The sequence below is a fragment of the Paenarthrobacter sp. NEAU-H11 genome, assembly GCF_050573415.1.
Lineage (GTDB): Bacteria > Actinomycetota > Actinomycetes > Actinomycetales > Micrococcaceae > Arthrobacter.
Genome location: NZ_JBNZGA010000001.1, coordinates 432,897 through 458,072 on the forward strand (window position 1 = coordinate 432,897; position 25,176 = coordinate 458,072).

Sequence of the window (25,176 nt, forward strand, 5' to 3'; positions counted from 1 at the left end):
CCTCCACTAGGCTGGAACCCATGGCTCACGCTCCCCAGGACCAGATTGCACCGCTGCTCACCCCTGAAGGCTGGGAGCTCCTGGCGTCCCTGGGCCCCTACCAGGAAGAGAAGTCCTTCGAGCTGAACTCGGCCCTCCGCAAGGCCGGCCACTCCCCCGAACTGGTTTCCGCCGTCCTGACCCAGTCCCGGCTCCGCACCAAGGCCGCGGCGAAGTTCGGTGAGTTCGCCCGCAGCATGCTGTTCACCCAGGCAGGGCTGGAACAGGCAACCCGGCTGAACGTCGCCGCCCGCCATGCCCAGAGGTTCGCCGAGGCCGGAGTCCGCCACGTGGCGGACCTGGGCTGCGGCCTGGCCGCGGATTCGCTGGCGCTGGCTTCCATGGACATCAACGTCACCGCTGTGGAGATGGACGAGACGACGGCGGCCTGCGCCACGGTGAACCTCATTCCGTTCCCCAACGCCACCGTGGTCCACGCAGACGCCACGGCGGTGCCGCTGGACGGGGTCGACGGCGTCTGGCTGGATCCCGCGCGCCGGGTCACTTCGACGTCGGGCACCAAGCGGATCTGGGACCCTGAAGCCTTTTCGCCGCCCTTGTCCTTCGTTGAGGGCCTGGCCGCGTCCGGCCTGGCCGTCGGGGTCAAGATGGGCCCGGGCATGCCGCACGAGTCCGTTCCGGCCGGCTGTGAGGCACAGTGGGTTTCGGTGGCGGGCGACGTCACCGAGGTTGCGCTGTGGTTCAACGCAGTGCGCCGGCCCGGAGTCCGCCGGGCCGCTCTGGTGCTCGGCGCCCGGGGCGCGGCGGAGCTTACCAGCGGAGAAGACTTCGGCGCCGGTCCTGCCGCTCCGGTGGGGCCGGTGGAGGGCTACCTCTACGAACCGGACGGCGCGGTGATCCGGGCCGGCCTGGTGGCCGACGTCGCGCTGCAGCTTGGCGGACACCTGGTGGATGAGCACATCGCCTATGTGTGCGCACCGGAGCTGGTGGATACACCGTTCGCGCGCGCCTACAAGGTCCTGGACGTGATGCCCTACAACGTCAAGGCGCTCAAGGCCTGGGTGAAGGCAGAGGGCATCGGGGTGCTGGACATCAAAAAGCGCGGCACCGCCGTCACTCCCGAGGAGCTCCGCAGGCAGCTCCTGCCAGGGGGGAAGAGCGCAGCCGGAAAGAACTCCGGCAAGAAGGCCGGGACCAAAACAGCCACCCTGGTCCTGACCCGTATCGGGGAGGACCGGGTGGCCATCGTGGTGGAGCCGGTGCCGGGCACTGCCCGCGAAGAAACGGCTACTGCGCGCGCATGAACTCTTCCGCCGCGCGCACCTGCCCGGCAGTGGGCCGGATGCCGGTGTACAGCACGAACTGCTCCAGGGCCTGGATGGTTGCCACTTCCGCACCGGTAATCACGGGTTTCCCCGCCGCCCGCGCAGCTTTGACCAGCGGCGTCTCGGCGGGCAGCGCAACCACGTCGAACACCACTTTGGCGGCGTCGATGGCTTCCTGCGGGAAGGCCAGGGCACCTGCCTCGGATCCGCCCGCCATGCCAATCGGCGTCACGTTGATGATCAGGTCGGCGGTCCCGCCGTCGAGTTCGGCGCGCCACTGGAACCCGTACTGTTCTGCGAGCGCCCGGCCCGTGGTTTCGTTCCGTGCAATGACCGTGACGTCGGTAAAGCCGGCGTCCCGAAGCGCGGCGACAGTGGCCTTGGCCATCCCGCCCGCGCCCTGGACCAGGACGGAATAGCCCGTAGGCACCTTGTTGGCGGCCAGAAGCTGTTCGATTGCCGTGTAGTCGGTGTTGTAGGCCTTGAGGTGCCCGTCCGTGTTCACGATGGTGTTCACTGAATCAATGGCCTTGGCCGAGGGGTCCATCTCGTCGACGAGGGCGATGACGTCCTCCTTGTACGGCATGGAGATGGCGCAACCGCGGATGCCCAGCCCCCGGACCCCGGCGATGGCCTGTTCAAGGTTGGTGGGGGCGAAGGCCTTGTAGATCCAGTTGAGGTCCAGCTGCTCATACAGGTGGTTGTGGAACCGGGTCCCGTTGTTGCTGGGCCGGGCCGAGAGCGAGATGCAGAGGGTCATGTCTTTATTCAGAATGGGCACCCCACCATTTAACCCGCTCCCGCCCAACTAGGTAGCGCTAAGTGTCGTTTTGAGCCCCCAAAACGACACTTGGCGCTACCTAGTTGGGTTAGGGGCAGCCGGTGCCGGCCGGGAAGCTTCCGACGGCGGCGGGCAGCTTCCCGGGGGCGGGCGCCTTCCCTGCCAGGACGGCGGCCAGGGCGTCGAAGGCACCGTCGGTGCGGCCATAGAGGGCTATCTTCACCGGAGCGGGCGAGTCCTGCAGCGGCCAGGGCGCATCGAGCGCGACGGCGATGTCCCCTTCCGCCCCGCGCCCGCCGTAGCCGATGAGGCTGACCAGCGGCCCGGAGCCCACGGACAGTCCGGCCCGGGCGGCAGCGGCCTCAAACCGGGCTCTGTCCCCCGGCCCGCCGCCGGCCACCCGCACCGCTCCGGGCACCAGGGGTCCGCTGCACGGTCCGGAGAGCACGGTGACGGCGGAGGCGGAAACCCGGGCTGAGAGGGCTCCCCCGCTTCCCGCCGGCGCACCGTTCGCCGCAGCGGTCCTGCCGTGCCACGCCATCATCGTTGCCACCCGCCGGGCGGCCTCGTCCAGGCGCTCAGGCGGCAGGGCGCCGGAGGCGACGGCCTGGACGATGGCCGCATGCGCCTGCCCCACGTCGGCCGGCATCAGCAGGAGGTCAGCTCCGGCGGCAAGGGCCATCACGGCGGCGGTTCCGCCGGGGTACTGCTTGGCCACGGCGCCCATGTTCAGGGCGTCCGTCACCGCCACCCCGTTGAAGCCCAGGCCCCGCAGTGCGGCATACGTGGGTCCGGAGAGCGACGCCGGGACGCCGGGTTGCAGCGCCGGGACGGCGATGTGACCTGTCATCACCATGGGCGAACCGGCGGCGATGGCGGCCCCGAACGGTTTCCAGTCGCGGCCGCCGAGGTCCGCAACGGCCGCGGGCTGCACGGGGAGGCTGACATGGGAATCAACGGCCACCGAACCGTGTCCCGGGAAGTGCTTGACCGCAGGCAGGACGCCCGCCGCGAGCATCCCCTGGGAGAATGCCACGCCGAGCGAAGCGGCAGCGCCCGGGTCCGAGGACATGGACCGGGCACCGATGGTGGGATCCTTCGGGCCGACGGTGACGTCCGTATCGGGAGCGAAGTCCACGTTGAACCCCAGCGGCACCAGCTCCGCAGCCAGACCTTGCCCGGCCTCCTTGGCCAGTGGCACGCTCCCGGCGGCCCCGTAGCTCATGGGCGTGGGCCATTCCGTCAGGGGTGGCCCCAGCCTGGCAACCTGGCCGCCTTCCTGGTCCACCGCGATGATCCCGGGCCAGGGCCGGCCGCCGGCGGCTGCAGCCTGGGCCAGCCGCTGGTTGACGGCGGCCATGCCGGACACGTCCAGCCTGCCCTGGGGGTCGAGCGGAACGTTGTCGCCCATGATGATGGACCCGGCAAGGTGCAGGCGCTCGATGGCGGCAGCGTGGGCCTCCACCTCCTTGCCCTTGAAGGACGGAAGGAGGACCTGCCCGGCTTTCTCCTCGGTGGTCATCGCCGCCACCGCCGCGGCGGCCTTGTCCTGGTCGCGCTGCCGGGGCCCCCAGCCCAGTGGCCGGGCACCCGGATCAGGTGGCGGGGAGGAGGTGGCGGGCGCCGTCGTCGTACTCGGCGATGCGGCGGGCGAGGCTGGCGCAGAAGGGGCCGACGACGGGACGGGGCCGGGTGCGGCCGTACAGGACGCCAGGGCTACTGCGGCGGAGGCTGCCGCCAGGAGGGGGAAGGTTTTGTTAGGACTCTCACGCAGGTGTTGGAACAAGGCCATCAATACGATGCTACCCCTGCACTAGACTTGAACCATCCGTTCGCCTGCCGGCAACAGCCTGTCAGTGACGGCGTGAGCCAGCGGCAAACAGGACAGTTAGGAAATGCGTGAAGATCGATTTCGCCCCCTCAAGGCAGTCAACGCTGGGAGTTGAGTGGGAACTCGCGCTGGTGGACGGCAGGACAGGCGAACTCGCGTCCGTAGCCAATGAGGTGCTTCGCGGCGTTTCTTCACGACACCCGGAACTCAATGATGACGACGAGCATCCCCACATCAAGCAGGAACTGCTCCTGAACACGGTTGAACTGGTGACCGGCATCTGCGAGACCGCCGCTGAAGCCAAGGAGGACCTCAGCCGTTCCCTGGCCGCCGTCCGCGAAATCACCGATCCCATGGGCGTGGAACTCTTTTGCGCCGGAAGCCACCCGTTCAGCCCGCCGCAGCTGCAGCCGGTGACGGACAAGGCCCGTTATGCCAAGCTGATCGACCGCACCCAGTGGTGGGGCCGGCAGATGGTCATCTACGGCGTGCACGTCCACGTCGGCCTGGACCGCCGCGACAAGGCGCTGCCCGTGCTGGACGGCCTGGTCAACTACTTCCCGCATTTCCAGGCGCTCTCCGCATCAAGCCCGTTCTGGGGCGGCGAGGACACCGGCTACGCTTCACAGCGGGCGCTGATGTTCCAGCAGCTCCCCACCGCCGGCCTGCCCTTCCAGTTCAAGTCCTGGGAGGAGTACGAGTCCTACGTGCAGGACATGTTCACCACCGGCGTGATCGACACCCTCTCGGAGATCCGCTGGGACATCCGGCCGGTGCCCAACCTGGGCACCATTGAGATGCGCATCTGCGACGGCCTGGCCACGCTCGAGGAAGTGGGCGCCATCGCGGCCCTCACCCAGTGCCTGGTGGACGAGTTCTCCACGATCCTGGACAACGGCGGCACCATCCCCACCATGCCGCCCTGGCACATCCAGGAAAACAAGTGGCGCGCAGCCCGCTACGGCATGGACGCCATTATCATCCTGGACGCCGCGGGCCACGAGCAGCTGGTCACCGAGCACCTGCTGGAGACCCTGAACCGGCTTGAGCCCGTGGCCGCCAAGCTGGGCTGCCCGGACGAGCTGGCCGACGTCGAAAAGATCATCCGCCGCGGTGCCGGCTACCAGCGCCAGCGCCGCGTGGCCGCCGAACACGGCGGAGACCTCCGGGCCGTGGTCCTGGACCTGGTCAAGCAGATGCGCAACGGCCCCACCGCTTAGGCCCCTTCCCGCGGTTTACGCCGGGAGGGACACCGAGGTGACCGGCATGGACGAGTCCGGGGCGAAGCGGATGCCGCTGGGTTCCACGCCCGCCATCACCAGCTGCGCGCCCAGTGCCGCCACCATGGCGCCGTTGTCCGTGCAGAGGTCCAGCGGCGGCACGTGCAGCCTGATCCCGGCGGAGGCGCAGCGCTGGCCCGTGAGCTCGCGCAGCCTTGAGTTGGCCGCTACGCCGCCGCCCAGGAGCACGTCCTTGATGCCGTGTTCACGGCAGGCCAGGACGGCCTTGGAAGAGATGATGTCCACCACGGCCTCCTGGAAGGCGGCCGCAATGTCAGCCACCGGAATCTCCCCGCCGCGCGCCTCGAACTGCTCCACGCAGCGGGCCACCGCCGTCTTGAGGCCGCTGAAGGACCAGTCATAGCGGTGCGGGCCGGGCTCCTCGGCCGTGCCCATGTACTTGGGCTGGCTGAGGCCGCGGGGAAACCGGATGGACTTCGGGTTGCCGGTGCGGGCCACCTTGTCGATGGCCGGTCCGCCCGGATAGCCGAGGCCCAGGATGCGGGCCACCTTGTCGTAGGCTTCGCCGGCGGCATCGTCGATGGTGGAGCCGAGGAGCACCACGTCGTCGGTAATGCTGTTGATTTTCAGGATTTCAGTGTGGCCGCCGGAGACCAGCAGGGCGCCGAGGTTCTCGGGCAGCTGCGGGGTACCAGGGGCCGTTCCGGCCGGGGCGCCCCCGTCCAGCAGTCCCACACCCACGTGGGCCACCAGGTGGTTGATGGCGTACAGGGGCTTGCCGGTTGCCACCGACAGCGCCTTGGCCGCGCACACCCCCACCATGAGGGCTCCGGCCAGGCCAGGACCGGACGTGACGGCGATGGCGTCCACCTCGTCGAGGGTCACGCCGGCGTCGGAAAGCGCCTGTTCCAGGGTGGGAACGAAGGCATCCAGGTGGGCCCGGGAGGCGATCTCGGGAATGACACCGCCGAACCGGACGTGCTCGTCCATGGAGGAGGACACGGTGTTGGTGAGCAGCGTTGTGCCGCGGACCACGCCGACGCCGGTCTCGTCGCAGGACGATTCGATGCCCAGCACCAGTGGCTGCGAGCGGTTCATGGCCGGCGTCCTTCCGTGGGATTCGCGTCTTCAGTGCCTGTTCCCGGGGTTCCGGTGAGCTGGAGGCGCATGATGAGGGCGTCGGTGCCGTCGCGGTAATACCGGGGGCGGACGTGGATCTGTTCGAAGCCGAAGCGGACATACAGCTGCTGGGCCCGCGGGTTGTCCGCCCGGACCTCCAGCAGGACGTCCGCCGCCCGCCTGCGCCGGGCTTCGTCGATGAGGCTGGTGAGCAGCGCGGTGCCGATGCCCCGGCCCTCATACTCAGGGACGACGGCGATGGTCTGGACGTCCGCGATGGGCTCAATGCACATCAGGCCGGCGTAGCCCACGATGCCGTCGCTGCCTTGCGCCACCAGGTAGCGGCGGGTTTCCGGCTGGGACAGTTCGTCGAGGAACATCTGCAGGGGCCAGGCATCGACCGGGAAGAGCCGCTGTTCCAGGGCACTGACGGCGGGGATGTCGTCCAGGGTCATGTCGCGGACGGTGACGTCCTGGCTGCGGGAGCCGGGCGTGGCGTTCACAGGGCCCTCTTCCTTGGTCCGGGGACTTGGGCGTCGGATTCCCGAAGGTACAGCGGCGTGGAGTCGGGAAGTCCGTTGCCGGCCGCCAGCCTGGCCAGCGCGAACTGCCCCAGGTACAGGGCGTCCGGCTGTTCCTCCGCGAAGTCGGGGTGGACTTTCAGTACGTCCGCGTAAAGGCCGGCTCCGGCACCGAAAGCGGGCAGGTCGGGCAGGTCGGCGGCGAAGCTGACATGCGGGCCGTCTTCCAGGACTGGAAGCTGGCCTTCCGTGAGGCTGTAGCGAGCCCAGTAGACCTCTTTGCGGCGCGCGTCGGTTGCCACGAGGAACTCGCTCACCGCCGCCGAGGATTCCGCCACTTCCAGGGCCACGGCATCCAGGCTCATCAGCCCGTGGAGGGGCTTGCCCCAGACAAAGGCCAGGGTCCTCGCGGTGGCGATTCCGGACCGCAGCCCGGTGAAAGGCCCGGGACCCACCCCCACCACCAGGGCGTCGATGTCGTTTCCGGTAACGCCGGCGTCGGCGAGCATCCCTGCGATCCCGGGGGCAAGGACCTCGGCGTGGCTGCGGGTGTCCTCTGTGGAGAAGCTGGCGAGCACTCCTTCCGGCACATGGTCTGAAACCAGGGCGGCGCTGGCTACGGCGGAGGTGTCAATGGCGAGGATCAGCATCAGCGGACGCCTTCCTTCGCGGCGCCGAGCGCCGGGGCTTCAGGCCAGCGGGGACCGTACCCGCGCATGACGATGGTGCGGGGCTCGTCCGCGTCTTCCGTGTCGAAGTCCAGGCCGGCCGAGGGCAGGCCAGTGCCGAGCCCGATGGCCCGGTGCAGGTCGATCTCCAGCCTGCTTTCGCTGAGGTGTTCCACCCGCTCCTTGCCCCACTCCACCACCGTGACGGAGGAGTCCATGGTGTTTTCAAGGTCGATGTCGTCAATCTCGGCTGCTGATCCCAGCCGGTAGGCATCCACATGGACCAGGTCCGGGCCGCCGGGCCGTGGTCCCGCCGGCAGGTTGGGGTGGATGCGGACCAGGACGAACGTTGGGGAAATGATGCCCTCGCGGACGCCCAGCCCCTCTCCCAGCCCCTGGGTGAAGGTGGTCTTCCCGGCACCCAGCTCGCCGCTCAGCACCACCAGGTCCCCGGCCGCCAGGACCGCAGCAAGGCGGACGGCGAGCGCATGGGTCTGCTCCGCCGTCGCCGCGGTGAAAGTCTCTTCCCAGTTGGGCAGGGCAGCCTCGCCATTGGTGCTCACGGGAGCTTCTCCTGGCTGGACACGGAGCCCGGGTCCTCTTCGTTGACGAAGCAGCGCGGCACCCTGGGGCTGATCCTGGTGACGATCTCATAGTTGATGGTGCCGGCCGCCCGCGCCCAGTCATCGGCGGTGGGGCCGCCGTCCGCGCCGTCGCCGAACAGTTCCGCCTCCGCGCCCAGCAGGTCCGCACTGTCGGGGCCGTCGTCGCCCATGTCAATGACCATCTGGTCCATCGCAATCCGGCCCACCACGGGATAGGTCGTGCCTGCCACCCGGACCGGGCCGCCGGTAGCGACGCGCGGGACGCCGTCGGCATAACCCATCGGGATCAGGCCCAGCGTGCTGGGGCCGCTGGTGTGGTAGCGGAGGCCGTAGGAGACGCCCTGCCCGTCCGGCACGTCCTTGCACTGTGACACCAGGGTCCGCAGGGTCATTGCCGGACGCAGCCCCAGCTCGGCTGAGCTCTGCCCGCTGAACGGCGAGAGGCCGTAGATGCCAAGGCCCACCCGGACCAGGTCAAAGTGGGTGTCGGGCCGGGAGAGCGTGGCAGGGGTATTGGCAAGGTGCCGGACCTCCGGGTCCACCCCGGCGTCCTCGGCAACGGCAAGGACCTCCCGGAATGTGGCCAGCTGCTGGTCTGTTTCGGGGCGCTCGGGCTCATCGGCAACCGCAAGGTGGGAGAAGATTCCCACTACGCGCAGCAGGCCCTGGTCCTGGTACTCCATGGCCTCGCCCACCAGCTGGTCCCAGGTGTCCAGGGCGGCTCCGTTCCGTCCCAGTCCGGTGTCCACTTTCAGGTGGATGCGGGCGGGGCGCTCCTGCTCCCGGGCCGCGGCCACGATGCTTTCCAGCTCCCAGCCCGAGCAGCCAATGTCGACGCCGGCCGCCACGGCAGCACCGAAGTTGCTTTCCGTGGTGTGCAGCCAGGCGAGCAGCGGCGCGTCGATACCGGCAGCGCGCAGCGCCAGGGCCTCGGAAATGTGGGCCACGCCCAACCAGGCGGCGCCTGCCTCCAGGGCTGCCCGCGCCACCGGGACCGCACCGTGCCCGTACGCATCAGCCTTGACCACGGCCATGACTTTCGCAGGGGAGGCGGCGGCGGCCAGGCGCCGGACGTTGTGCCGGATCGCGTCGAGGTCGATCACGGCCGACCGTTCATAGCGGGGGCCGGGCCCCGGGGCAGCGCTGAATTCTCCGGTTGTTGCGGGGTAAGTCACCCTAGTGATTCTAGTGCTGGCGCTTCAGGCCGAATAATCCGTCAGGCGTCCGAGAGGTGGGCGATGGTTGCCGAAGCCCGGCGCTGGGCGGCGAGCGGGACGTCCTGGATGATGTCGGCGAGGAAGCCGAAGCGCCTCAGCCATTGGCTTGTCTGGCGCTCGGGACGGGCGTTGGCGCGCTTCCACCAGTCGGCGATATCTCCCCAGCCGGGGGCGGCCAGCGATCCGCCCACCTCCTGCACCGCCAGCGAGGCGCAGAGGTTGGCAAAACGCAGCCTGTTGCCCAGCGGCCAGCCAGCGAGGCTGCCAACGATGAACGCGGCGTCGAAGCAGTCCCCCGCGCCGGTGGGATCGTAGGCCTTGACCGGAAGCGACGGCACCCATTCCTCCTCCCCCGTTTCGGAGTCCACGGCCATGGCACCCTGGGCACCGAGCGTCACCACGGCCACCGGGACCCGGTCCGCCAGCGCATAGAGGGCTGTCCAGGGATCGTCCTTCCCGGTGAAGGCCATAGCCTCGCGCTGGTTGGGCAGGAAGGCATGGAAGTACTGCAGGTTGTCCAGCCGGGCGGGCGCCCATTCTCCGCTCGGGTCCCAGCCGACGTCGCCGAACAGCTTGACCCCCGCGTGGTGGGCTGCCTTGGCCCACGGCTCGATCTCCCTGCCCACTTCCGCGATGCCTGCGAGCGCAGGAGGGGGGTCCCCGATCAGCTCGGAGGAGGTGATGGGCGCGGCGTGGCCGTGGGTCACCATCGACCGGTCCTTCTCCACGCAGAGGGAAACGGTGACGGGTGAGTGCCAGCCGGGCACTTTCTGCGACAGCGAGAGGTCCACGTGCTCCTGGCCGGAGAGAATCTTCCAGTTGAAGTCCCCGTAGCCGTCGTCGCCGAACGCGGCGGCCAGTCCTGTCTTCAGTCCCAGCCGTGCCGCGGCGATGGCCTGGTTGGCAACCCCGCCGGGGCAGCTGCCCATGCCGTCGCTCCAGATTTCGGTGCCGGGCTCCGGCGCGTGCGGAAGGCCCGTGAAAATGATGTCCTGGAAAACTGTTCCGGCCAGCAGCACGTCGAATCCGGGAGTGGAGGGCGGGCGGACAGCTTCCAGGGGGTCGAAGGGGCGGGCTGGGATCGCGTCCATGTCCGCACACTACGCCCTGCCGCGGACATCCGGTAGGGGCCTGCCGGGCGCGGGCCTAGACTGCTGATTATGCGGCTTCTTATTGCCGGCGGCGGGGGTTTCCGGGTGCCGCTGATATACCGGGCGCTGGCCTCCGGCCGCTTTGCGGGGATGGTCAGCGACCTTGTGCTGTACGACGTCGACCCCGCCCGCCTCGAGGCTGTCACCGCTGTTCTCCGCAGCATGCCGGAAGCACCCAATGCACGCCTTCCCGTCCATTCCACCACCGACCTCCCCGAGGCGCTGGACGGTGCCGGGATGGTGTTCGCCGCGATCCGGCCCGGCGGGACGGCAGGACGGGTGGCGGACGAAAAGGTCGCCCAGGACCTTGGCCTGCTGGGGCAGGAAACGACGGGCGCGGGCGGGATTTCCTACGCCCTGCGGACCATCCCGCACATGCTCCGACTGGCCCGGCTGATGAGGGAGCATTGCCCGGATGCCTGGCTGATCAACTTCACCAATCCAGCGGGCATGGTCACGGAGGCGCTGTTCCCTGAGCTGGGCCGGAAAGTGATCGGCATCTGCGACTCCGCAGGGGCCCTGGTGGAGCGGGCCGCACGGGCGGCCGGCGCGGCGCTTCCGGAAGGACGGCTCGACGGCGTGGGCTACTACGGGCTCAACCACCTGGGCTGGCTTTACCGGCTGGAGTCCGCCGGGCGGGATGTGCTGCCGGAGCTGTTCCGGGACCCGCGGGCGCTGGGCTCGTTCGAGGAGGGCCGGCTGTTCCCGCAGCCGTTCCTGGCCGGCCTTGGCGCCCTGCCCAACGAGTACCTCTATTACTACTACCGGCAGGACGCCGCGCGGACGGCGATGCGCGCCATGGCCCGGACCCGCGGAGAAACCATCCACAGCCAGCAGCAGGAGCTTTATCCACGGCTGGCCGCGGCGGGCGCCGACGCCTTCCGGCTGTGGGAAGAGGCGCGCCGGTCCCGCGAGGAGGGCTACCTGGCCGAGGCCCGCCATGAGGGCGGGCAGCGGGACGAGGCCGACCTGGCGGGCGGCGGCTACGAGCGGGTGGCCCTTGCCGCAATGCACGCCCTGTCCGGAGGAGGCGAGACGCAGCTGATCCTCAACACCCGCAACTCCCTCTCCCGCCCAGCGGAGACAAGCACGCCTGAGCCGGCCACCGCAGGCCCGGCCGCCCTTGAACCGGCGATTCCCGGGCTGCCGGCGGACGCCGTCGTCGAAGTTCCCTGCACGGTGACGGCCGACGGCGCGCTGCCGCTGGCCCAGCAGGCTCCCCCGGAGCCGCAACTGGCACTCCTCCGGCGGGTCAAGGAGGTGGAGCGGCTGACGGTGCGGGCGGCCACGGCCGGTGACCGGGACGCGGCCCTGGACGCGTTCACGCGCCATCCGCTGGTGGATTCCCGGGAGCTGGCCGCGCAGCTCCTGGCGGGTTATGAGCGGGAGTTCCCCGAGCTCCGGGACCTGTGGCGCCGTGGCGGGCGTTAAGGGAGGAGTAGTGTTTTATCGGATGCGCACACTACCGGCGCTGCCAGGACACGCCGGTGGCCGGAAGGAGGTCCCATGGCACTGATCCGCAGGGTCGCTTTGCTCTCCCTCCATACCTCCCCCATGGAGCAGCCGGGCTCCGGCGACGCCGGCGGGATGAACGTCTACATCCGCGAACTCGCATCCGCGCTGGCCGAAGCAGGCGTTGAGGTGGAGATCTTCACCCGGTCCACCTCGGCCAACCAGCCCGCCGTCGAGCACCCGGATCCCGGCGTCTGCGTCCATAACGTCCTGGCCGGGCCCCTGAAGAAGATTCCCAAGGAGGAGCTTCCTGGCCTCCTGCACAGCATGGTTGCCGAGATCGAGCAGATCCGCCGCCGCCAGCCGCACGGGCGCTACGACGTGATCCATTCGCACTACTGGGTCTCCGGAATCGCAGGGCTGGAGCTGTCCGGACTCTGGGGCGTGCCGCTGGTCCACACCATGCACACCATGGCCAAGGTCAAGAACCTGCTCCTGGAATCGGGTGAGCAGCCGGAGCCGCGGCGGCGGGAGCTGGGCGAGCACCGGATCGTGGACGGGGCGGCCCGGCTGATTGCCAATACCAGTGCCGAGGCCGCTGAACTCGTTTCGCATTACGGCGCCACGTACGACCGGATCGACATCGCCCCGCCCGGCGTGGACCTCAGCACCTTCACGCCTGCCTTCCGGGCACGGTCCCGGGCAGAACGGGGCATCCGCCCCGGGACGTTCCACCTTGTTTTCGCCGGCCGCATCCAGCGGCTGAAGGGGCCCCAGGTCCTGGTCAAGGCCGCCGCGCTGCTTCGGCGGCGCCGCCCGGACATCGACCTCCAGGTCACCATCCTTGGCTCGCTGAGCGGTAACAAGGAATTCAACCTCCGCCGCCTGGTCTCCGAGGCGGACATGGACGACGTCGTCACGCAGCTTCCGCCGGTCACGGCGCCGGAACTTGCGGCGTGGTTCAGGGCGGCGGACGTAGTGGTGATGCCTTCCTTCAGCGAGTCCTTCGGGCTGGTGGCGCTCGAAGCGCAGGCCTGCGGCACGCCGGTGGTGGCCACGCGGGTGGGCGGGCTGTCGCGGGCGATCTTCCACGGCAGGACCGGGCTGCTGGTGGACGGTCATCACGCCGCCGACTGGGCTGATGCGCTTGAGGCCCTTTATGACGATCCCGCCACCCGCGAGGACATGGGGCGGGCAGCCGCCATCCGCGCCCAGAACTCCGGATGGGCCCGCACCGCCGCCATCACGCTCGAAAGCTACCACGCCGCCGTCGACCGCTACTCGGGGAGCAGGCTGGTACAGGCCTTTCCGGCCTCCTGACCACCCCCTACACCCCACCGGACCCGCCAAGCAAAGGACAATGATGCCTTCCACCCCAAGTGACCTGGAGATCGCCAGGACGGCACGGATCCGGCCCATCGAGGAAATCGCAGCGGCGGCCGGCATCAACGCTGACGCCCTGGAACAGTACGGGCGCTACAAAGCGAAGATCGACCCCGCGCGGCTGCAGGCTCCGGCCCCGGCAGGGAAGGTGGTGCTGGTCTCCGCGATGTCCCCCACCCCCGCCGGCGAGGGGAAGTCCACCACCACGGTGGGGCTTGCCGATTCCCTTGCCCGGGCCGGCCACAAGGTAATGATCGCCCTGCGCGAGCCCTCCCTGGGCCCGGTGCTGGGCATGAAGGGCGGCGCCACCGGCGGCGGCTACTCCCAGGTGCTGCCGATGGACGAAATCAACCTCCACTTCACTGGGGATTTCCATGCCGTCACGGCCGCCAACAATGCCCTGATGGCCCTGGTGGACAACCACATCTACCAGGGCAACCAGCTCAACATCGATCCCCGGCGCATGACGTTCAAGCGGGTGCTGGACATGAACGACCGCGCACTGCGGGAGGTGGTCATAGGTTTGGGCGGGCCCACGCAGGGCGTCCCGCGCCAGGACGGTTTCGACATCACCGTAGCGTCCGAGATCATGGCGGTCTTCTGCCTGGCCACGGACCTGGCCGACCTCCGGTCCCGGCTGGGCCGGATCACGTTCGGTTACACCTTTGACCGGTCGCCCGTGACCGTCGCGGATCTCGGCGTGCAGGGGGCGCTGACGCTGCTGCTGAAGGAAGCCGTCAAGCCCAACCTCGTGCAGACCATCGCCGGTACCCCCGCCCTGGTCCACGGCGGCCCGTTCGCCAACATTGCCCACGGCTGCAATTCGCTCATTGCCACCCAGACGGCCCGGCGGCTGGCGGACATTGTGGTCACGGAGGCGGGCTTCGGCGCCGACCTTGGTGCCGAGAAGTTCATGGACATCAAGGCACGGACCGGTGGCCTGGCCCCCTCGGCGGTGGTGGTGGTGGCAACGGTGCGGGCCCTGAAGATGCAGGGTGGCGTGGCCAAGGACCAGCTCACCGCACCGAACCTCGCCGCCCTCGAGGCGGGAATGGCCAACCTGCACCGGCACGTGCGGAACGTGGAGAAATTTGGGGTTCCGCCCGTGGTGGCCATCAACAGGTTCGCCTCCGACTCGGCCGAGGAACTCGACTGGCTGCTGGCGTGGTGCGCGGCGGAAGGAGTGCCGGCCGCCGTCGCCGATGTGTGGGGACGCGGCGGCGGAGGTGACGGCGGGGATGAACTTGCGGCGCTCGTGGCGAAGACGGTGGCGGGGCCAAACAATTTCCGGCACCTGTACGCGCTGGGGCTGCCGGTGGAGGACAAGATCCGGACCATCGCCCAGGAAATCTACGGGGCGGACGGGGTGGACTTCTCCGTACCGGCCCTGAAACGGCTGGCCGATATCGAGCGGAACGGCTGGGGCGGCCTCCCCGTATGCATGGCCAAGACCCAGTACTCGTTCACGGACGACGCCTCACGCCTGGGCGCCCCCAAGGGATTCACCATCCACGTCAGGGACCTCCTGCCCAAGACCGGTGCCGGCTTCATTGTGGCGCTGACCGGAGCGGTGATGACCATGCCCGGGCTGCCCGCTGCCCCGGCCGCGATGCGGATGGACGTGGACGGCGACGGCAACCCCGTGGGCCTCGCCTAGCCGCACCCTCTCTCACTTAATGTGCGCTTTCCTGCGATCCTCTCTCACTTGATACGGGCTTTCCACAGACGCTCTCTCACTTCCGACGAGTCAGCGACCCGTGCGGCCGACGCTTGTGCGGTCACAACGGTCCGCGACGGCCCGCCCATCCCGTCTCCGCGCTTCAGCGAAACGAAGATCACCGCCGTGCTCAGCACCACAAGCCCGCAGACGAACGCCACGGAGGAGGGGTCGGTGGCGATCAGCTCAGGAATGGCACGGCCCGGCACCGTCGCTGCGAAGATGAAAGCCACGGCGGTGCCGAGGTAACTGCCAATCATGTTTCCCCTGTGCGACGCGATGTTGCCGCGAACGGCACTGACCAGGCCCAGAGTAACGGTCACGATGGTGAAGGCCGAGAGCCCGTGCAGCCAGCTGAAATGCCCATCGGACACAATCCCGAAACTGCTGAAGCAGACGTAGTACATGGCAGCCACCCATAAGTAGCCCATGGTGCGGTGGATGCGGTCTCGCCGTGGGCGCAGTATCTGCAAGGGCCCGATGGCCAGAACAAAAAGGGCGGCCACCACGTGGCTGGCAAGTAGGACATTCCAAGGCTCCATAGGCTTAGGATAGAGCCACTATCCAAGTGTGTACATCAGGATAGCCGGGGCCGGATTCACTATCCAAACAGACAGGCAGGGAAAGAGGCGGGATGCAGCTCCATGAACTAAGCCAGCGGTCAGGAGTCACACCCGCAAGCATCAAGTACTACCTGCGCGAAGGCCTGCTTCCGCCGGGCGAGGCCGTTCACGCAACCCGTGCCGAGTATTCAGCCAGTCATCTCGAGCGGCTCGAATTAATCCAGGCGCTCCGCCGGATCGTGGGCCTCAACATCGGGCAAATCCGTGGCCTCGTGAAAATGGCCGACGACGGCGTGCCCCGCCTCGATCTCCTAGCTGCGGTCCAGCGGGTGGTGCTGGATCTCGGAAACTACACCACGGCGATCGGTGGCGAAGCGGCAGAGGCGACTGCCGCCGTCGTACGTCTCCGCGGCTGGCCGGATTCCCCAAGTGACGCCCGGAACGCACTCACGGCCCACCTGGAGCTGATGGCGGGCCTCAAGATTCCTGTCTCAGCGACAGTGCTGGAGGCGTACAGCAAGGCGATGGACGATGTGGCCGGAATCGACATTGCCGCAACGACCGCCCCGGAGAGCACCGACAGGCTCATACTCACTGCCGCCGTCGGCATGCATATGCACAGCCAGCTTCTGCTCAAACTCCTGGCACTCGCCCAGGCCAGCCACGCCATCCGCCGATACCAGGGTTAAAGGCGCGGCGCTCCCCCACCGAAGTGAGAGAGCGCCGCGTGAAAGCCCACGTTAAGTGAGAGAGGATCGTCCAGAAACCCGCGTTAAGTGAGAGAGGGTCTCAGGGGCAACCGGACTGGAGGGTTAGCGCTCGAGGTCTCCGCGGATGAAGGCTTCCACCTTTTCGCGGGCGAGGTCGTCGTTGAACTGCTCCGGCGGGGACTTCATGAAGTAGCTCGATGCCGAAAGCAGGGGTCCGCCGATGCCGCGGTCCAGGCCGATCTTGGCGGCGCGGATGGCGTCGATGATCACGCCGGCGGAGTTCGGGGAATCCCAGACCTCCAGCTTGTATTCGAGCGACACGGGCGCGTCGCCGAAGTTGCGGCCCTCAAGGCGGACGAACGCCCACTTGCGGTCGTCAAGCCACTGGACGTAGTCGGACGGGCCGATGTGCACGTCCTTGGCAGCCAGTTCGGCTTCGACGTTCGACGTCACAGCCTGCGTCTTGGAGATCTTCTTGGACTCCAGGCGGTCGCGCTCCAGCATGTTCTTGAAGTCCATGTTGCCGCCGACGTTCAGCTGGTAGGTGCGGTCCAGGGTGACGCCGCGGTCTTCGAAGAGCTTCGCCATGACGCGGTGCGTGATGGTGGCACCGATCTGGCTCTTGATGTCGTCCCCCACGATCGGTACGCCGGCGGCGGTGAACTTGTCAGCCCACTCCTTGGTCCCGGCAATGAACACGGGCAGGGCGTTCACGAAGGCGACGCCGGCGTCGATGGCGCACTGGGCATAGAACTCGGCAGCTTCCTGCGACCCCACCGGCAGGTAGCAGACCATGACGTCGACCTTGGCGTCCTTGAGCGCCTGGACGACGTCCACGGGCTCTTCGGTGGACTGCTCAATGGTCTCGAGGTAGTACTTGCCCAGGCCGTCGAGGGTGTGGCCGCGCTGGACGGTGACGCCGGTGGGCGGCACGTCAGCGATCTTGATGGTGTTGTTTTCGCTGGCCAGAATGGCGTCGGCAAGGTCAACGCCGACCTTCTTGCCGTCGACGTCGAACGCGGCGACGAACTCAACGTCACCCACGTGGTACGGGCCGAACTCAACGTGCATCAGGCCCGGAACCGTGGCCTTGGGGTCGGCGTCCTTGTAGTAGTGGACGCCCTGGACCAGCGAAGCGGCGCAGTTACCTACGCCGACGATTGCAACACGAATCGGATGTGAAGACACGGAACTCCTTTGAGGACAAACGTCAGCCCGCCGCGATCGCGTCGAAGAATGGACGACGGCGGCGCGGCAGGCTCTGCGCCAAGCGGCGCGTTTTCATAGTATCCAACTGAGTGGGACCGGGGCTTGTTCCCCCGTCCCACTCTGTGGAATCACGGTAACGGAATCAGGCAGGCTGCTTCCAGAGGTTGATGTCCGATTCAACGGCGAACTCGTCGATGGCGTTCAGCTCGTCCGCGGTGAACTCGAGGTTGTTGATGGCGGCCAGGGTGTCCTCCAGCTGGCGGACGCTGGAGGCGCCGATGAGGGCGGAGGTGACCGGCGAGCCCTTCGGCTGGTCCCGCAGGATCCAGGCAACGGCCATCTGGGCCAGCGACTGCCCGCGGCCCTCGGCGATCCTGTGCAGGCCCCGGATCCGGTCCAGCTTCTCCTCCGTGATGGCGTCCTCGGAGAGGAAACGTGCCTTGGCCGCCCGGGAATCGGCGGGGATGCCGTTCAGGTAGCGGTCGGTGAGCATGCCTTGGGCCAGCGGGGAGAAGGCGATGGAGCCTGCACCCACCTGGTCGAGCGCCTCGTACAGGTTCGGGGTTCCGTTCTCGGTCCAGCGGTTGAGCATGGAGTAGCTGGGCTGGTGGATGAGCAGCGGGGTGCCGAGCTCTTTCAGGATGCGGGCGGCTTCAAGGGTCTGCTCGGGCGTGTAGGACGAGATGCCGGCGTACAGCGCCTTGCCGGAGCGGACGGCGTAGTCCAGGGCGCCCATGGTCTCCTCCATGGGCGTCTCGGGGTCCGGCCGGTGGCTGTAGAAGATGTCCACATAGTCCAGACCCATCCGCTGGAGCGACTGGTCCAGGCTGGAGATGAGGTATTTGCGGGAGCCCCACTCCCCGTACGGGCCAGGCCACATGTAGTAGCCGGCCTTGGTGGAGATGACCAGCTCGTCCCGGTAGGGCTTGAAGTCATCCTGCAGGTGGCGGCCGAAGTTGGTTTCGGCGGAGCCGTCCGGCGGGCCGTAGTTGTTGGCGAGGTCGAAGTGGTTCACGCCCAGATCGAAGGCGCGGCGGAGGATGGCGCGCTGTTCGTCAAAGCGCTTGTCGTCACCGAAGTTGTGCCAGAGGCCCAGCGAGATGGCCGGGAGTTTCAGGCCGCTCCGGCCGACGCGGCGGTAGGGCATGGATTCATAGCGGTTTTCCGCGGCTGAATAAGTCATACGTTCCATCCTGCCAGTTGTGACGGGCGCTACAGTCCGGAGCGCAAAAGTTACGCCGCGGGCTGACAGCTCCAGCCCGCGGCGCAAACGTTGCCTGACCAGGGATCAGGACTTCACAATGGCCGCGCTCCAGGGCGCCAGGGCGAGGGCTTCGCCGTCGAGGCCGGTCCCCTCGTCCGTTGCCAGCAGGACGGCACCGGGCACATTTTCCAGCCGGACCTTGGCGTCCGACAGGTTCAGCAGCACCTCAATGCTCCCCCGCCGGAATCGCAGCCAGCCCGCGTCGTCGTCGAACGCCACGTCCGTCTCGGTGAAGCCAAGGCCGGCAAGTTCCGCGTGCTCCCGGCGCAATGCCGTCAGGGAGCGGTAAAGCTCGAGGAGCCGCGCGTGGTCACCCCTGGCGGCCTCGTCCCAGTTCAGCTTGGACCGGCGGAAGGTCTCCGGGTCCTGGGGATCGGGCACGACGGCGGGATCCCACCCCATGCGCTCGAACTCCTTGATCCGGCCTTCCGCAGTGGCCTTGCCGAGTTCAGGCTCAGGGTGGGAGGTGAAGAACTGCCAGGGGGTGCTCGCGGCGAACTCCTCGCCCATGAACAGCATGGGCGTGAACGGCGAGGTCAGCGTGAGTACGGCGGCCATGGCCAGCTGCCCGTGGGACAGCGACTGCGAGAGCCTGTCCCCCGTGGCGCGGTTGCCGATCTGGTCGTGGTTCTGGTTGCACACCACCAATGCCGCCGGGTGCACCAGCGAAGCGTTGATGGGCCGGCCGTGGTGCCGGCCGCGGAAGCTGGAGTAGCTGCCGTCGTGCAGGAAGCCGTCCTTGAGTACCTTCGCCAGGACCGCCAGCGACTGGAAGTCCTCGTAGTACCCGGTGGTCTCGCCGCTGACGCTCACGTGCACTGCGTGGTGGAAGTCGTCGCTCCACTGCCCGGCCAGCCCGTACCCGTTGGCGTCCCGGGGATACAGCAGGCGGGGGTTGTTCAGGTCCGATTCCGCAATCAAGGTCTTCGGCAGCCCCGTTTCGGCCGAGACGGCGTCGCCCAAGGCGCCGAACTCTTCCAGGATGTGCACGGCCCGCTCATCGCGCAGCGCATGCACCGCATCCAGCCGGAGCCCGTCCACGTGGTAGTCGCGGAGCCACAGCGCCAGGTTGTCCAGGATGTACTCGCGCACCACGTCGGAGCCGGGGCCGTCCAGGTTCACCGAGTCGCCCCACGTGTTGGCGTCGCCCTGCTTCAGGTAGGGCCCGAACCTGGACAGGTAGTTCCCGCTGGGGCCGAGGTGGTTGTAGACAACGTCCTGGATGACGCCAATGCCGGCAGCATGGGCCGCGTCCACGAACCGCTGGTAGGCCGCCGGGCCGCCGTAGCCTTCGTGGACCGCGTACCACTGGACGCCGTCGTAGCCCCAGTTGTGGGTTCCGTTGAAGCCGTTGACCGGCAGCAGTTCGACGAAGTCTACGCCGAGGTCCGCCAGATAGCCCAGCTTTGCGGCGGCGGCCTCCAGGGTTCCCTCGGGCGTGAAGGTCCCCACGTGGAGTTCGTAGATGACCGAGCCCTGCAGTTCCTTGCCCTCCCAGCCGCCGTCCTGCCAGGCATGGGCGGCGGGGTCGAAGGTCCTGGAGAGCTCATGCACTCCGGCAGGCAGCCGCCGCGACCGCGGATCCGGCAGCGGGTGGCCGTCCCCGTCCAGCAGGTACCCGTAGTCAACCTCGCCCTCGCCCGGTGCGTCCGGAGCGGCCCACCAGCCGTCCGAGCCGGGCGCCGTCTCCTTCTTCACCATGGGGTACTGCCGGCCGTCCGCGAGCAGGGTTACCGACCTGGCCTCCGGGGCCCAGACATCGAAACGGTCCGGCCCAACATTCACGAGGGTCATGCCTGTTCTCCATCCACTGGTACCAGCAAAGCCACAGGGTAGGTACCCAGCACGTCTGCCACCGAAACTGCGCCCGGCCCGTAGCCGGCGCCGGTCAACGCATCCCGCATGGTCACGGGAAGTTCGACGGCGGTGTCCTGCCAGCCGCCGTTGGCCGCCAGTCCGGCGGGCAGCCGGGTGGCCAGCGTCAAGGCGCCCGCGGCACCGTCACTCCCGCGGTGGAAAGCGAGCAGGTGCGCTGCCGCGGAACCTGTGGCCGTCACCGGGTGGTAGCCCTGGAACAGTTCGGGCCGGTCTCGGCGGAGCCGGAGTGCCCGGGAGGTGGCCAGGAGCTTGCTGGTTTCGGTGCCCGCCTCAGGCAAGGTGCCGGCGTCGAGCTTTGCCAGCTCCTCCTGCCGGCGGGCGAAGTCCACGGGCCGCCGGTTGTCGGGGTCGGTCAGGGACCGTTCCCAGAACTCGCTGCCCTGGTACACGTCCGGAACGCCCGGCATGGTCAGTTGGACCAGCTTGGCGGACACGGAGTTGGACGCGGCGTAGGAGTCGATCCGTGCCACGAAATCCTCCACCACCCTGGCGACCCGGGCGTCGTCGAACATTGCGTCCACGGCTGCCTTGACTGAGGACTCGAAGTCCCCGTCCGGGTCCGTCCAGGTGGTGGAGTTGCCGGCTTCCCGGGCGGCCTTTTCCGCGTAGCCCTGGAGCCGTTCCCGGCTGGCGGGCCACGCTCCGACGACCGCCTGCCAGAGCAGGTTCTCGTACGGGCCGTCCGGGATCGGGGCAAGTTCGCGCAGCGTGTCCAAGGTGTCCGCCCACTCCCGGGGAAGTTCAGCGATGACCGAGATCCGCGCCCTGGCGTCCTCGCTGCGCTTGGTGTCATGGGTGGACATGGTGGTCATGGACAGCGGCAGCTCCTGCCGGCGGCGAAGCATCCTGTGGTGGAACTCCTCAACCGGCACGGAGAATTCGGTCGGTTCGGCCCCCACCTCCGTCAGCGTGCCCAGACGGGTGTAGCGGTAGAACGCGGTGTCCTCCACGCCCTTGGCCATCACCATGCCGGAGGTCTGCTGGAACCGGACCGCGATGGGGTTCGCGGGATCAAGGAGCAGCGGCAGCAGCGTTCCCACGGCAACCTCCAGCTCGGGCCGCGAGGCAGCGGCGGACTCGCACGCCTCTTTGAGGATCTCAGCGCCGGTGGGCAGGTAGGTCCGGTACACCGGGAACGCGGCAATGATCTCGGCGATGGCGTCGGCTGCCTGGTCCACCGTAAGCCCGTGGGACTCGGGAACCAGCCGGGCCAGCCGCAGCACCTCGGAACGCAGGATGCCGTCCGCGATCATCCGCTTGGTGCCCCGGATCATCCCGGCATAATCCGCGGGAATATCGGAGTTCCGGAGCTTCGCGTCCAGGGCGTCCAGCGCCTGTTCTCCGGCCGGGTCCACGAACACCCGGTCCACGTCCGCCAGGGCGTCGTACCCGGTGGTTCCTTCACACGCGAACTCGCTGGGCAGGTCCTCGCCCGGTTCGAGGATTTTCTCCACCAGCACATAGGCGCCGCCGCTGAGGTCCTTCAGCCAGCGCAGGTACCCCACCGGATCTGCCACCCCGTCAGGGTGGTCCACCCGCAGGCCGTCCACCAGGCCCTCACGGAACCACCGGCCCACCTCGGCATGGGCTTCCTCGAACACGCGCGGAGTTTCCACCCGGATCCCCGCGAGCGTGGTAACCGCGAAGAAGCGCCGGTAGTTGAGCTCCGCGTCCGCGCGGCGCCAGTCCATCAGCTCGTAGTGCTGGCGGCTGTGCACCTCCTGCGGTGAATCGCCGTCGGAGTACGTGCCCTCGGCGAGCGGGAAGCGGTGGTCGTAGTACCGAAGTTCGCCGTCCTTGATCTCCAGCTTGTCCAGGTCCCCGTCAGAGCCCAGCATGGGCAGCCGGATCTTCCCGCCGGCAAGCTCCCACTCGACATCGAACGCGTCGGCGTACGGTGAGCCCTGCCCTTCCTTCAGCAAAGACCACCACCACGGGTTCTGGGCCGGCGTCGCCACGCCCACATGGTTGGGCACAATGTCCACCAAAACGCCCATGCCGTGTTCGCGCGCGGCCTTGGACAGCGCCGCCAGCCCCTCGGGGCCGCCCCGCGCCGGGTCCACGGCGGAGGGATCGGTCACGTCATAGCCGTGGTCCGAGCCCTGCTCCGCCGTCAGGATGGGTGAAAGATACACCCAGTCCACCCCGAGCGACTTCAGGTACGGCACCTTTTCGGCAGCATCAAACAGTGTGAAGCTGCTCCGGATCTGCAGGCGGTAGGTGGATGCGGGCACCCTCATTTTTTGGAAGACTTCCGCGAGCCGACCTTGGTGGTCTTCCCGGGTTCGGCCACCATGGGCGTGGTGAGCGACTCGGTTTCGCTGGTGGAGGTCTGCGTCAGAGCCGCCAGGGATGCGGCCACGGAGTGGTCAGGCTCAACTTCCTCGACTTGATGCGCGCGCAGGACCACCAGGGACTTTGCTTCCACGGGCAGCGGCTCCCCGGCGTTGACCGGCTGGGTGTCCGCGTTCTGCCCGGCAGTGTCGATGATGACGTCCCAGGCCGGTGCGTATTCGTCCGCAGGCAGGGTGAACTTGACGGTGTCATCGTGGGCATTGAAGTACAGCAGGAAGTTCACGTCGGTGATCCTCCGGCCGCGGCTGTCCTTGCCCTGGATGCCATGGCCGTTCAGGAAGACGCCCACGGACCGCCCGAATCCGCTGTCCCACGCTTCCGGCTTCATGGTCTCGCCCGACGGATCCAGCCAAACGATGTCCGGCAGCCGTTCTCCCTCGCCCCGCAGCACGGGCCGTCCGTCGAAGAACCGGCTGCGGCGGAAGGTGGGGTGCTTGGCCCGCAGCGCGTTGACCGCTGCCGTGAACTCGATCAGTGGCTGGTCGACGGTGTCCCAGTTGACCCAGGTCAGCTCGGAGTCCTGGCAGTAGCCGTTGTTGTTGCCCTGCTGGGTGCGCCCCATTTCGTCACCGTGCAGGAGCATGGGGACGCCCTGGGACAGCAGCAGCGAGGCAATGAAGTTCCGTTGCTGCCGGGCGCGCAGGCCAAGGACTTCGGGGTCATCGGTGGGACCTTCGACGCCACAGTTCCAGGACCGGTTGTGGGATTCGCCGTCGTTGTTGCCTTCGCCGTTGGCCTCGTTGTGCTTCTCGTTGTAGGACACCAGGTCCGCGAGCGTGAAGCCGTCATGCGCGGTGACGAAGTTGATGGAGGCCACCGGCCGGCGGCCGGAGTGCTCGTATAGGTCCGCGGAACCGGTGATGCGGGAGGCGAATTCGCCGAGCGTGGCGGGCTCGCCGCGCCAGAAGTCCCGCACGGTGTCGCGGTATTTGCCGTTCCATTCAGTCCACTGCGGCGGGAAGTTGCCCACCTGGTAGCCGCCGGGACCAACGTCCCAGGGCTCGGCGATGAGCTTCACCTGGGAGACGACCGGGTCCTGCTGGATGAGTTCGAAGAAGGTGGACAGCTTGTCAACGTCGTAGAACTCGCGGGCCAGGGTGGAGGCGAGGTCGAAGCGGAAGCCGTCCACGTGCATCTCGCTGACCCAGTAGCGCAGTGAGTCCATTAGCAGCTGCAGGGAGTGCGGCTGGCGGACGTTGAGGGAGTTGCCGGTGCCGGTGTAGTCCATATAGTGCTTCTCGTCGCCCTCCATCAAACGGTAGTAGGCGGCGTTGTCGATGCCCTTGAAGGACAGCGTGGGGCCCAGGTGGTTGCCTTCCGCGGTGTGGTTGTACACCACGTCCAGGATGACCTCGATGCCGGCCTTGTGCAGGGACCGCACCATGGCCTTGAAGTCCTGGACCTGCTGGCCGGTGTCGCCGGTGGAGCTGTAGGTGTTCTGCGGCGCAAAGAAGCCGATGGTGTTGTAGCCCCAGTAGTTGTTCAGGCCCTTGTCCTGCAGGGTGCCTTCATTGACGAACTGGTGCACGGGCATCAGCTCGATGGCGGTGACGCCGAGCTTCTGCAGGTGGGAGATGACGGCGGGGTGCGCCACACCGGCGTAGGTTCCGCGCTGTTCCTCGGGGATTTCCGGGTGGAGCTGGGTGAGGCCCTTGACGTGGGCTTCGTAGATGACGGACTGGTGGTAGGGAATCCGGAGGTTCTGGTCGCCGTCCCAGTCGAAGAAGGGGTTGATGACCACGCCCATCATCATGTGGCTGGCGGAGTCCTCGTTGTTGATGGAGTCCGGCTCGCCCAGGTTGTAGGTGAACAGGGACGGATCCCAGTCCACCTGGCCGTGCACGGCCTTGGCATAGGGGTCCAACAGGAGCTTGTTGGGGTTGAAGCGGTTGCCCGACGCGGGGTCGTAGGGTCCGTGGACGCGGTAGCCGTACTTCTGGCCCGGCTGGACCTGCGGGATGTAGCAGTGCCAGACGTATCCGTCCACCTCGTCCAGGGTGATGCGGGTTTCCTTGCCGTCCTCATCGAAGAGGCAAAGTTCGACTTTTTCTGCTCGTTCGCTGAACAGGGCAAAGTTGGTGCCGGTTCCGTTGAACGTGGCACCCAGGGGATAAGCCGATCCAGGCCAGACTTCCATAATGCTCCTCTTTGTGATTCGGCAGCAGAGGAGCAGGAGCGCCCCTACT

The 25,176-nt window shown here is 67.9% G+C and carries 20 protein-coding genes; 6 read left to right on the plus strand and 14 right to left on the minus strand.

The window, feature by feature from the left end:
* Window positions 1-20: 20 nt before the first annotated feature.
* Window positions 21-1,304, plus strand: coding sequence for a class I SAM-dependent methyltransferase (locus ACQ3DC_RS01980; protein ID WP_157241647.1), 1,284 nt, complete (start codon window positions 21-23; stop codon window positions 1,302-1,304).
* Here the strand turns inward: ACQ3DC_RS01980 and ACQ3DC_RS01985 are convergent.
* Window positions 1,288-2,085 carry a shikimate 5-dehydrogenase gene (locus tag ACQ3DC_RS01985; protein WP_157243042.1) on the minus strand — a complete coding sequence of 266 codons (798 nt, stop codon included), beginning with the start codon at window positions 2,083-2,085 and terminating at the stop codon, window positions 1,288-1,290. The genes ACQ3DC_RS01980 and ACQ3DC_RS01985 overlap by 17 nt on opposite strands.
* 109 nt (window positions 2,086-2,194) lie before the next feature.
* Window positions 2,195-3,628 (minus strand): glycoside hydrolase family 3 N-terminal domain-containing protein, encoded by a 1,434-nt coding sequence (locus ACQ3DC_RS01990; protein WP_430751445.1) that lies wholly within the window; start codon window positions 3,626-3,628, stop codon window positions 2,195-2,197.
* Between the two features lie 377 nt (window positions 3,629-4,005).
* Between ACQ3DC_RS01990 and ACQ3DC_RS01995 the strand changes: the two genes are divergently transcribed.
* The gene (locus ACQ3DC_RS01995) at window positions 4,006-5,157 is read left to right on the plus strand and encodes a glutamate--cysteine ligase (protein WP_370460644.1); all 1,152 of its coding nucleotides are present in this window, start codon (window positions 4,006-4,008) and stop codon (window positions 5,155-5,157) included.
* 15 nt (window positions 5,158-5,172) lie between these two features.
* On the opposite strand, the gene tsaD is transcribed toward ACQ3DC_RS01995, so the two are convergent.
* The 6 genes from tsaD to ACQ3DC_RS02025 are packed head-to-tail and all read right to left on the minus strand — an operon-like array spanning window position 5,173 to window position 10,399.
* Window positions 5,173-6,276 (minus strand): tRNA (adenosine(37)-N6)-threonylcarbamoyltransferase complex transferase subunit TsaD, encoded by a 1,104-nt coding sequence (gene tsaD, locus ACQ3DC_RS02000; RefSeq protein ID WP_430751409.1) that lies wholly within the window; start codon window positions 6,274-6,276, stop codon window positions 5,173-5,175.
* On the minus strand, window positions 6,273-6,752 hold the full coding sequence (rimI, locus tag ACQ3DC_RS02005) for a ribosomal protein S18-alanine N-acetyltransferase (protein ID WP_321216278.1): 480 nt from the start codon (window positions 6,750-6,752) through the stop codon (window positions 6,273-6,275). Before rimI ends, tsaD begins: the two co-directional genes overlap by 4 nt.
* Before the next feature lie 44 nt (window positions 6,753-6,796).
* Window positions 6,797-7,468, minus strand: a complete 672-nt coding sequence (gene tsaB / locus ACQ3DC_RS02010) for a tRNA (adenosine(37)-N6)-threonylcarbamoyltransferase complex dimerization subunit type 1 TsaB (protein ID WP_157241645.1) — start codon at window positions 7,466-7,468, stop codon at window positions 6,797-6,799.
* Window positions 7,468-8,049, minus strand: coding sequence for a tRNA (adenosine(37)-N6)-threonylcarbamoyltransferase complex ATPase subunit type 1 TsaE (tsaE, locus tag ACQ3DC_RS02015; RefSeq protein ID WP_430751410.1), 582 nt, complete (start codon window positions 8,047-8,049; stop codon window positions 7,468-7,470). Before tsaE ends, tsaB begins: the two co-directional genes overlap by 1 nt.
* Window positions 8,046-9,266 (minus strand): alanine racemase, encoded by a 1,221-nt coding sequence (alr, locus tag ACQ3DC_RS02020; protein ID WP_430751411.1) that lies wholly within the window; start codon window positions 9,264-9,266, stop codon window positions 8,046-8,048. The genes tsaE and alr overlap by 4 nt, the downstream gene beginning before the upstream one ends.
* A 41-nt stretch (window positions 9,267-9,307) precedes the next feature.
* Window positions 9,308-10,399, minus strand: coding sequence for a carbohydrate kinase family protein (locus ACQ3DC_RS02025; RefSeq protein WP_157241644.1), 1,092 nt, complete (start codon window positions 10,397-10,399; stop codon window positions 9,308-9,310).
* 69 nt (window positions 10,400-10,468) lie between these two features.
* Here ACQ3DC_RS02025 and ACQ3DC_RS02030 point away from each other — a divergent pair, with 69 nt between their 5' ends.
* From ACQ3DC_RS02030 to ACQ3DC_RS02040, 3 genes are all read left to right on the plus strand, one after another.
* Window positions 10,469-11,890, plus strand: a complete 1,422-nt coding sequence (locus ACQ3DC_RS02030; protein ID WP_430751412.1) for a 6-phospho-beta-glucosidase — start codon at window positions 10,469-10,471, stop codon at window positions 11,888-11,890.
* A 75-nt stretch (window positions 11,891-11,965) separates the two neighbouring features.
* Window positions 11,966-13,231 carry a D-inositol-3-phosphate glycosyltransferase gene (gene mshA / locus ACQ3DC_RS02035; protein ID WP_157241642.1) on the plus strand — a complete coding sequence of 422 codons (1,266 nt, stop codon included), beginning with the start codon at window positions 11,966-11,968 and terminating at the stop codon, window positions 13,229-13,231.
* Between the two features lie 43 nt (window positions 13,232-13,274).
* A complete protein-coding gene (locus tag ACQ3DC_RS02040) occupies window positions 13,275-14,951 on the plus strand; it encodes a formate--tetrahydrofolate ligase (protein WP_157243037.1) in 1,677 nt (558 codons plus the stop codon).
* 44 nt (window positions 14,952-14,995) lie between these two features.
* On the opposite strand, the gene ACQ3DC_RS02045 is transcribed toward ACQ3DC_RS02040, so the two are convergent.
* Window positions 14,996-15,553 (minus strand): DUF2306 domain-containing protein, encoded by a 558-nt coding sequence (locus ACQ3DC_RS02045; RefSeq protein WP_430751413.1) that lies wholly within the window; start codon window positions 15,551-15,553, stop codon window positions 14,996-14,998.
* 92 nt (window positions 15,554-15,645) lie between these two features.
* Here ACQ3DC_RS02045 and ACQ3DC_RS02050 point away from each other — a divergent pair, with 92 nt between their 5' ends.
* Window positions 15,646-16,263, plus strand: a complete 618-nt coding sequence (locus ACQ3DC_RS02050; RefSeq protein ID WP_430751414.1) for a MerR family transcriptional regulator — start codon at window positions 15,646-15,648, stop codon at window positions 16,261-16,263.
* A gap of 123 nt (window positions 16,264-16,386) precedes the next feature.
* Here ACQ3DC_RS02050 and ACQ3DC_RS02055 read toward each other — a convergent pair whose 3' ends face one another.
* From ACQ3DC_RS02055 to glgX, 5 genes are all read right to left on the minus strand, one after another.
* Window positions 16,387-17,472 carry an inositol-3-phosphate synthase gene (locus ACQ3DC_RS02055; protein WP_430751415.1) on the minus strand — a complete coding sequence of 362 codons (1,086 nt, stop codon included), beginning with the start codon at window positions 17,470-17,472 and terminating at the stop codon, window positions 16,387-16,389.
* A gap of 163 nt (window positions 17,473-17,635) precedes the next feature.
* Window positions 17,636-18,676, minus strand: coding sequence for an L-glyceraldehyde 3-phosphate reductase (gene mgrA / locus ACQ3DC_RS02060; protein WP_157241639.1), 1,041 nt, complete (start codon window positions 18,674-18,676; stop codon window positions 17,636-17,638).
* Window positions 18,677-18,781: 105 nt separating this feature from the next.
* Window positions 18,782-20,551, minus strand: coding sequence for a malto-oligosyltrehalose trehalohydrolase (treZ, locus tag ACQ3DC_RS02065; RefSeq protein WP_430751416.1), 1,770 nt, complete (start codon window positions 20,549-20,551; stop codon window positions 18,782-18,784).
* The gene (treY, locus tag ACQ3DC_RS02070) at window positions 20,548-22,875 is read right to left on the minus strand and encodes a malto-oligosyltrehalose synthase (protein ID WP_430751417.1); all 2,328 of its coding nucleotides are present in this window, start codon (window positions 22,873-22,875) and stop codon (window positions 20,548-20,550) included. Before treY ends, treZ begins: the two co-directional genes overlap by 4 nt.
* Window positions 22,872-25,127, minus strand: a complete 2,256-nt coding sequence (glgX, locus tag ACQ3DC_RS02075) for a glycogen debranching protein GlgX (RefSeq protein ID WP_157241636.1) — start codon at window positions 25,125-25,127, stop codon at window positions 22,872-22,874. Before glgX ends, treY begins: the two co-directional genes overlap by 4 nt.
* Window positions 25,128-25,176 lie beyond the last annotated feature (49 nt).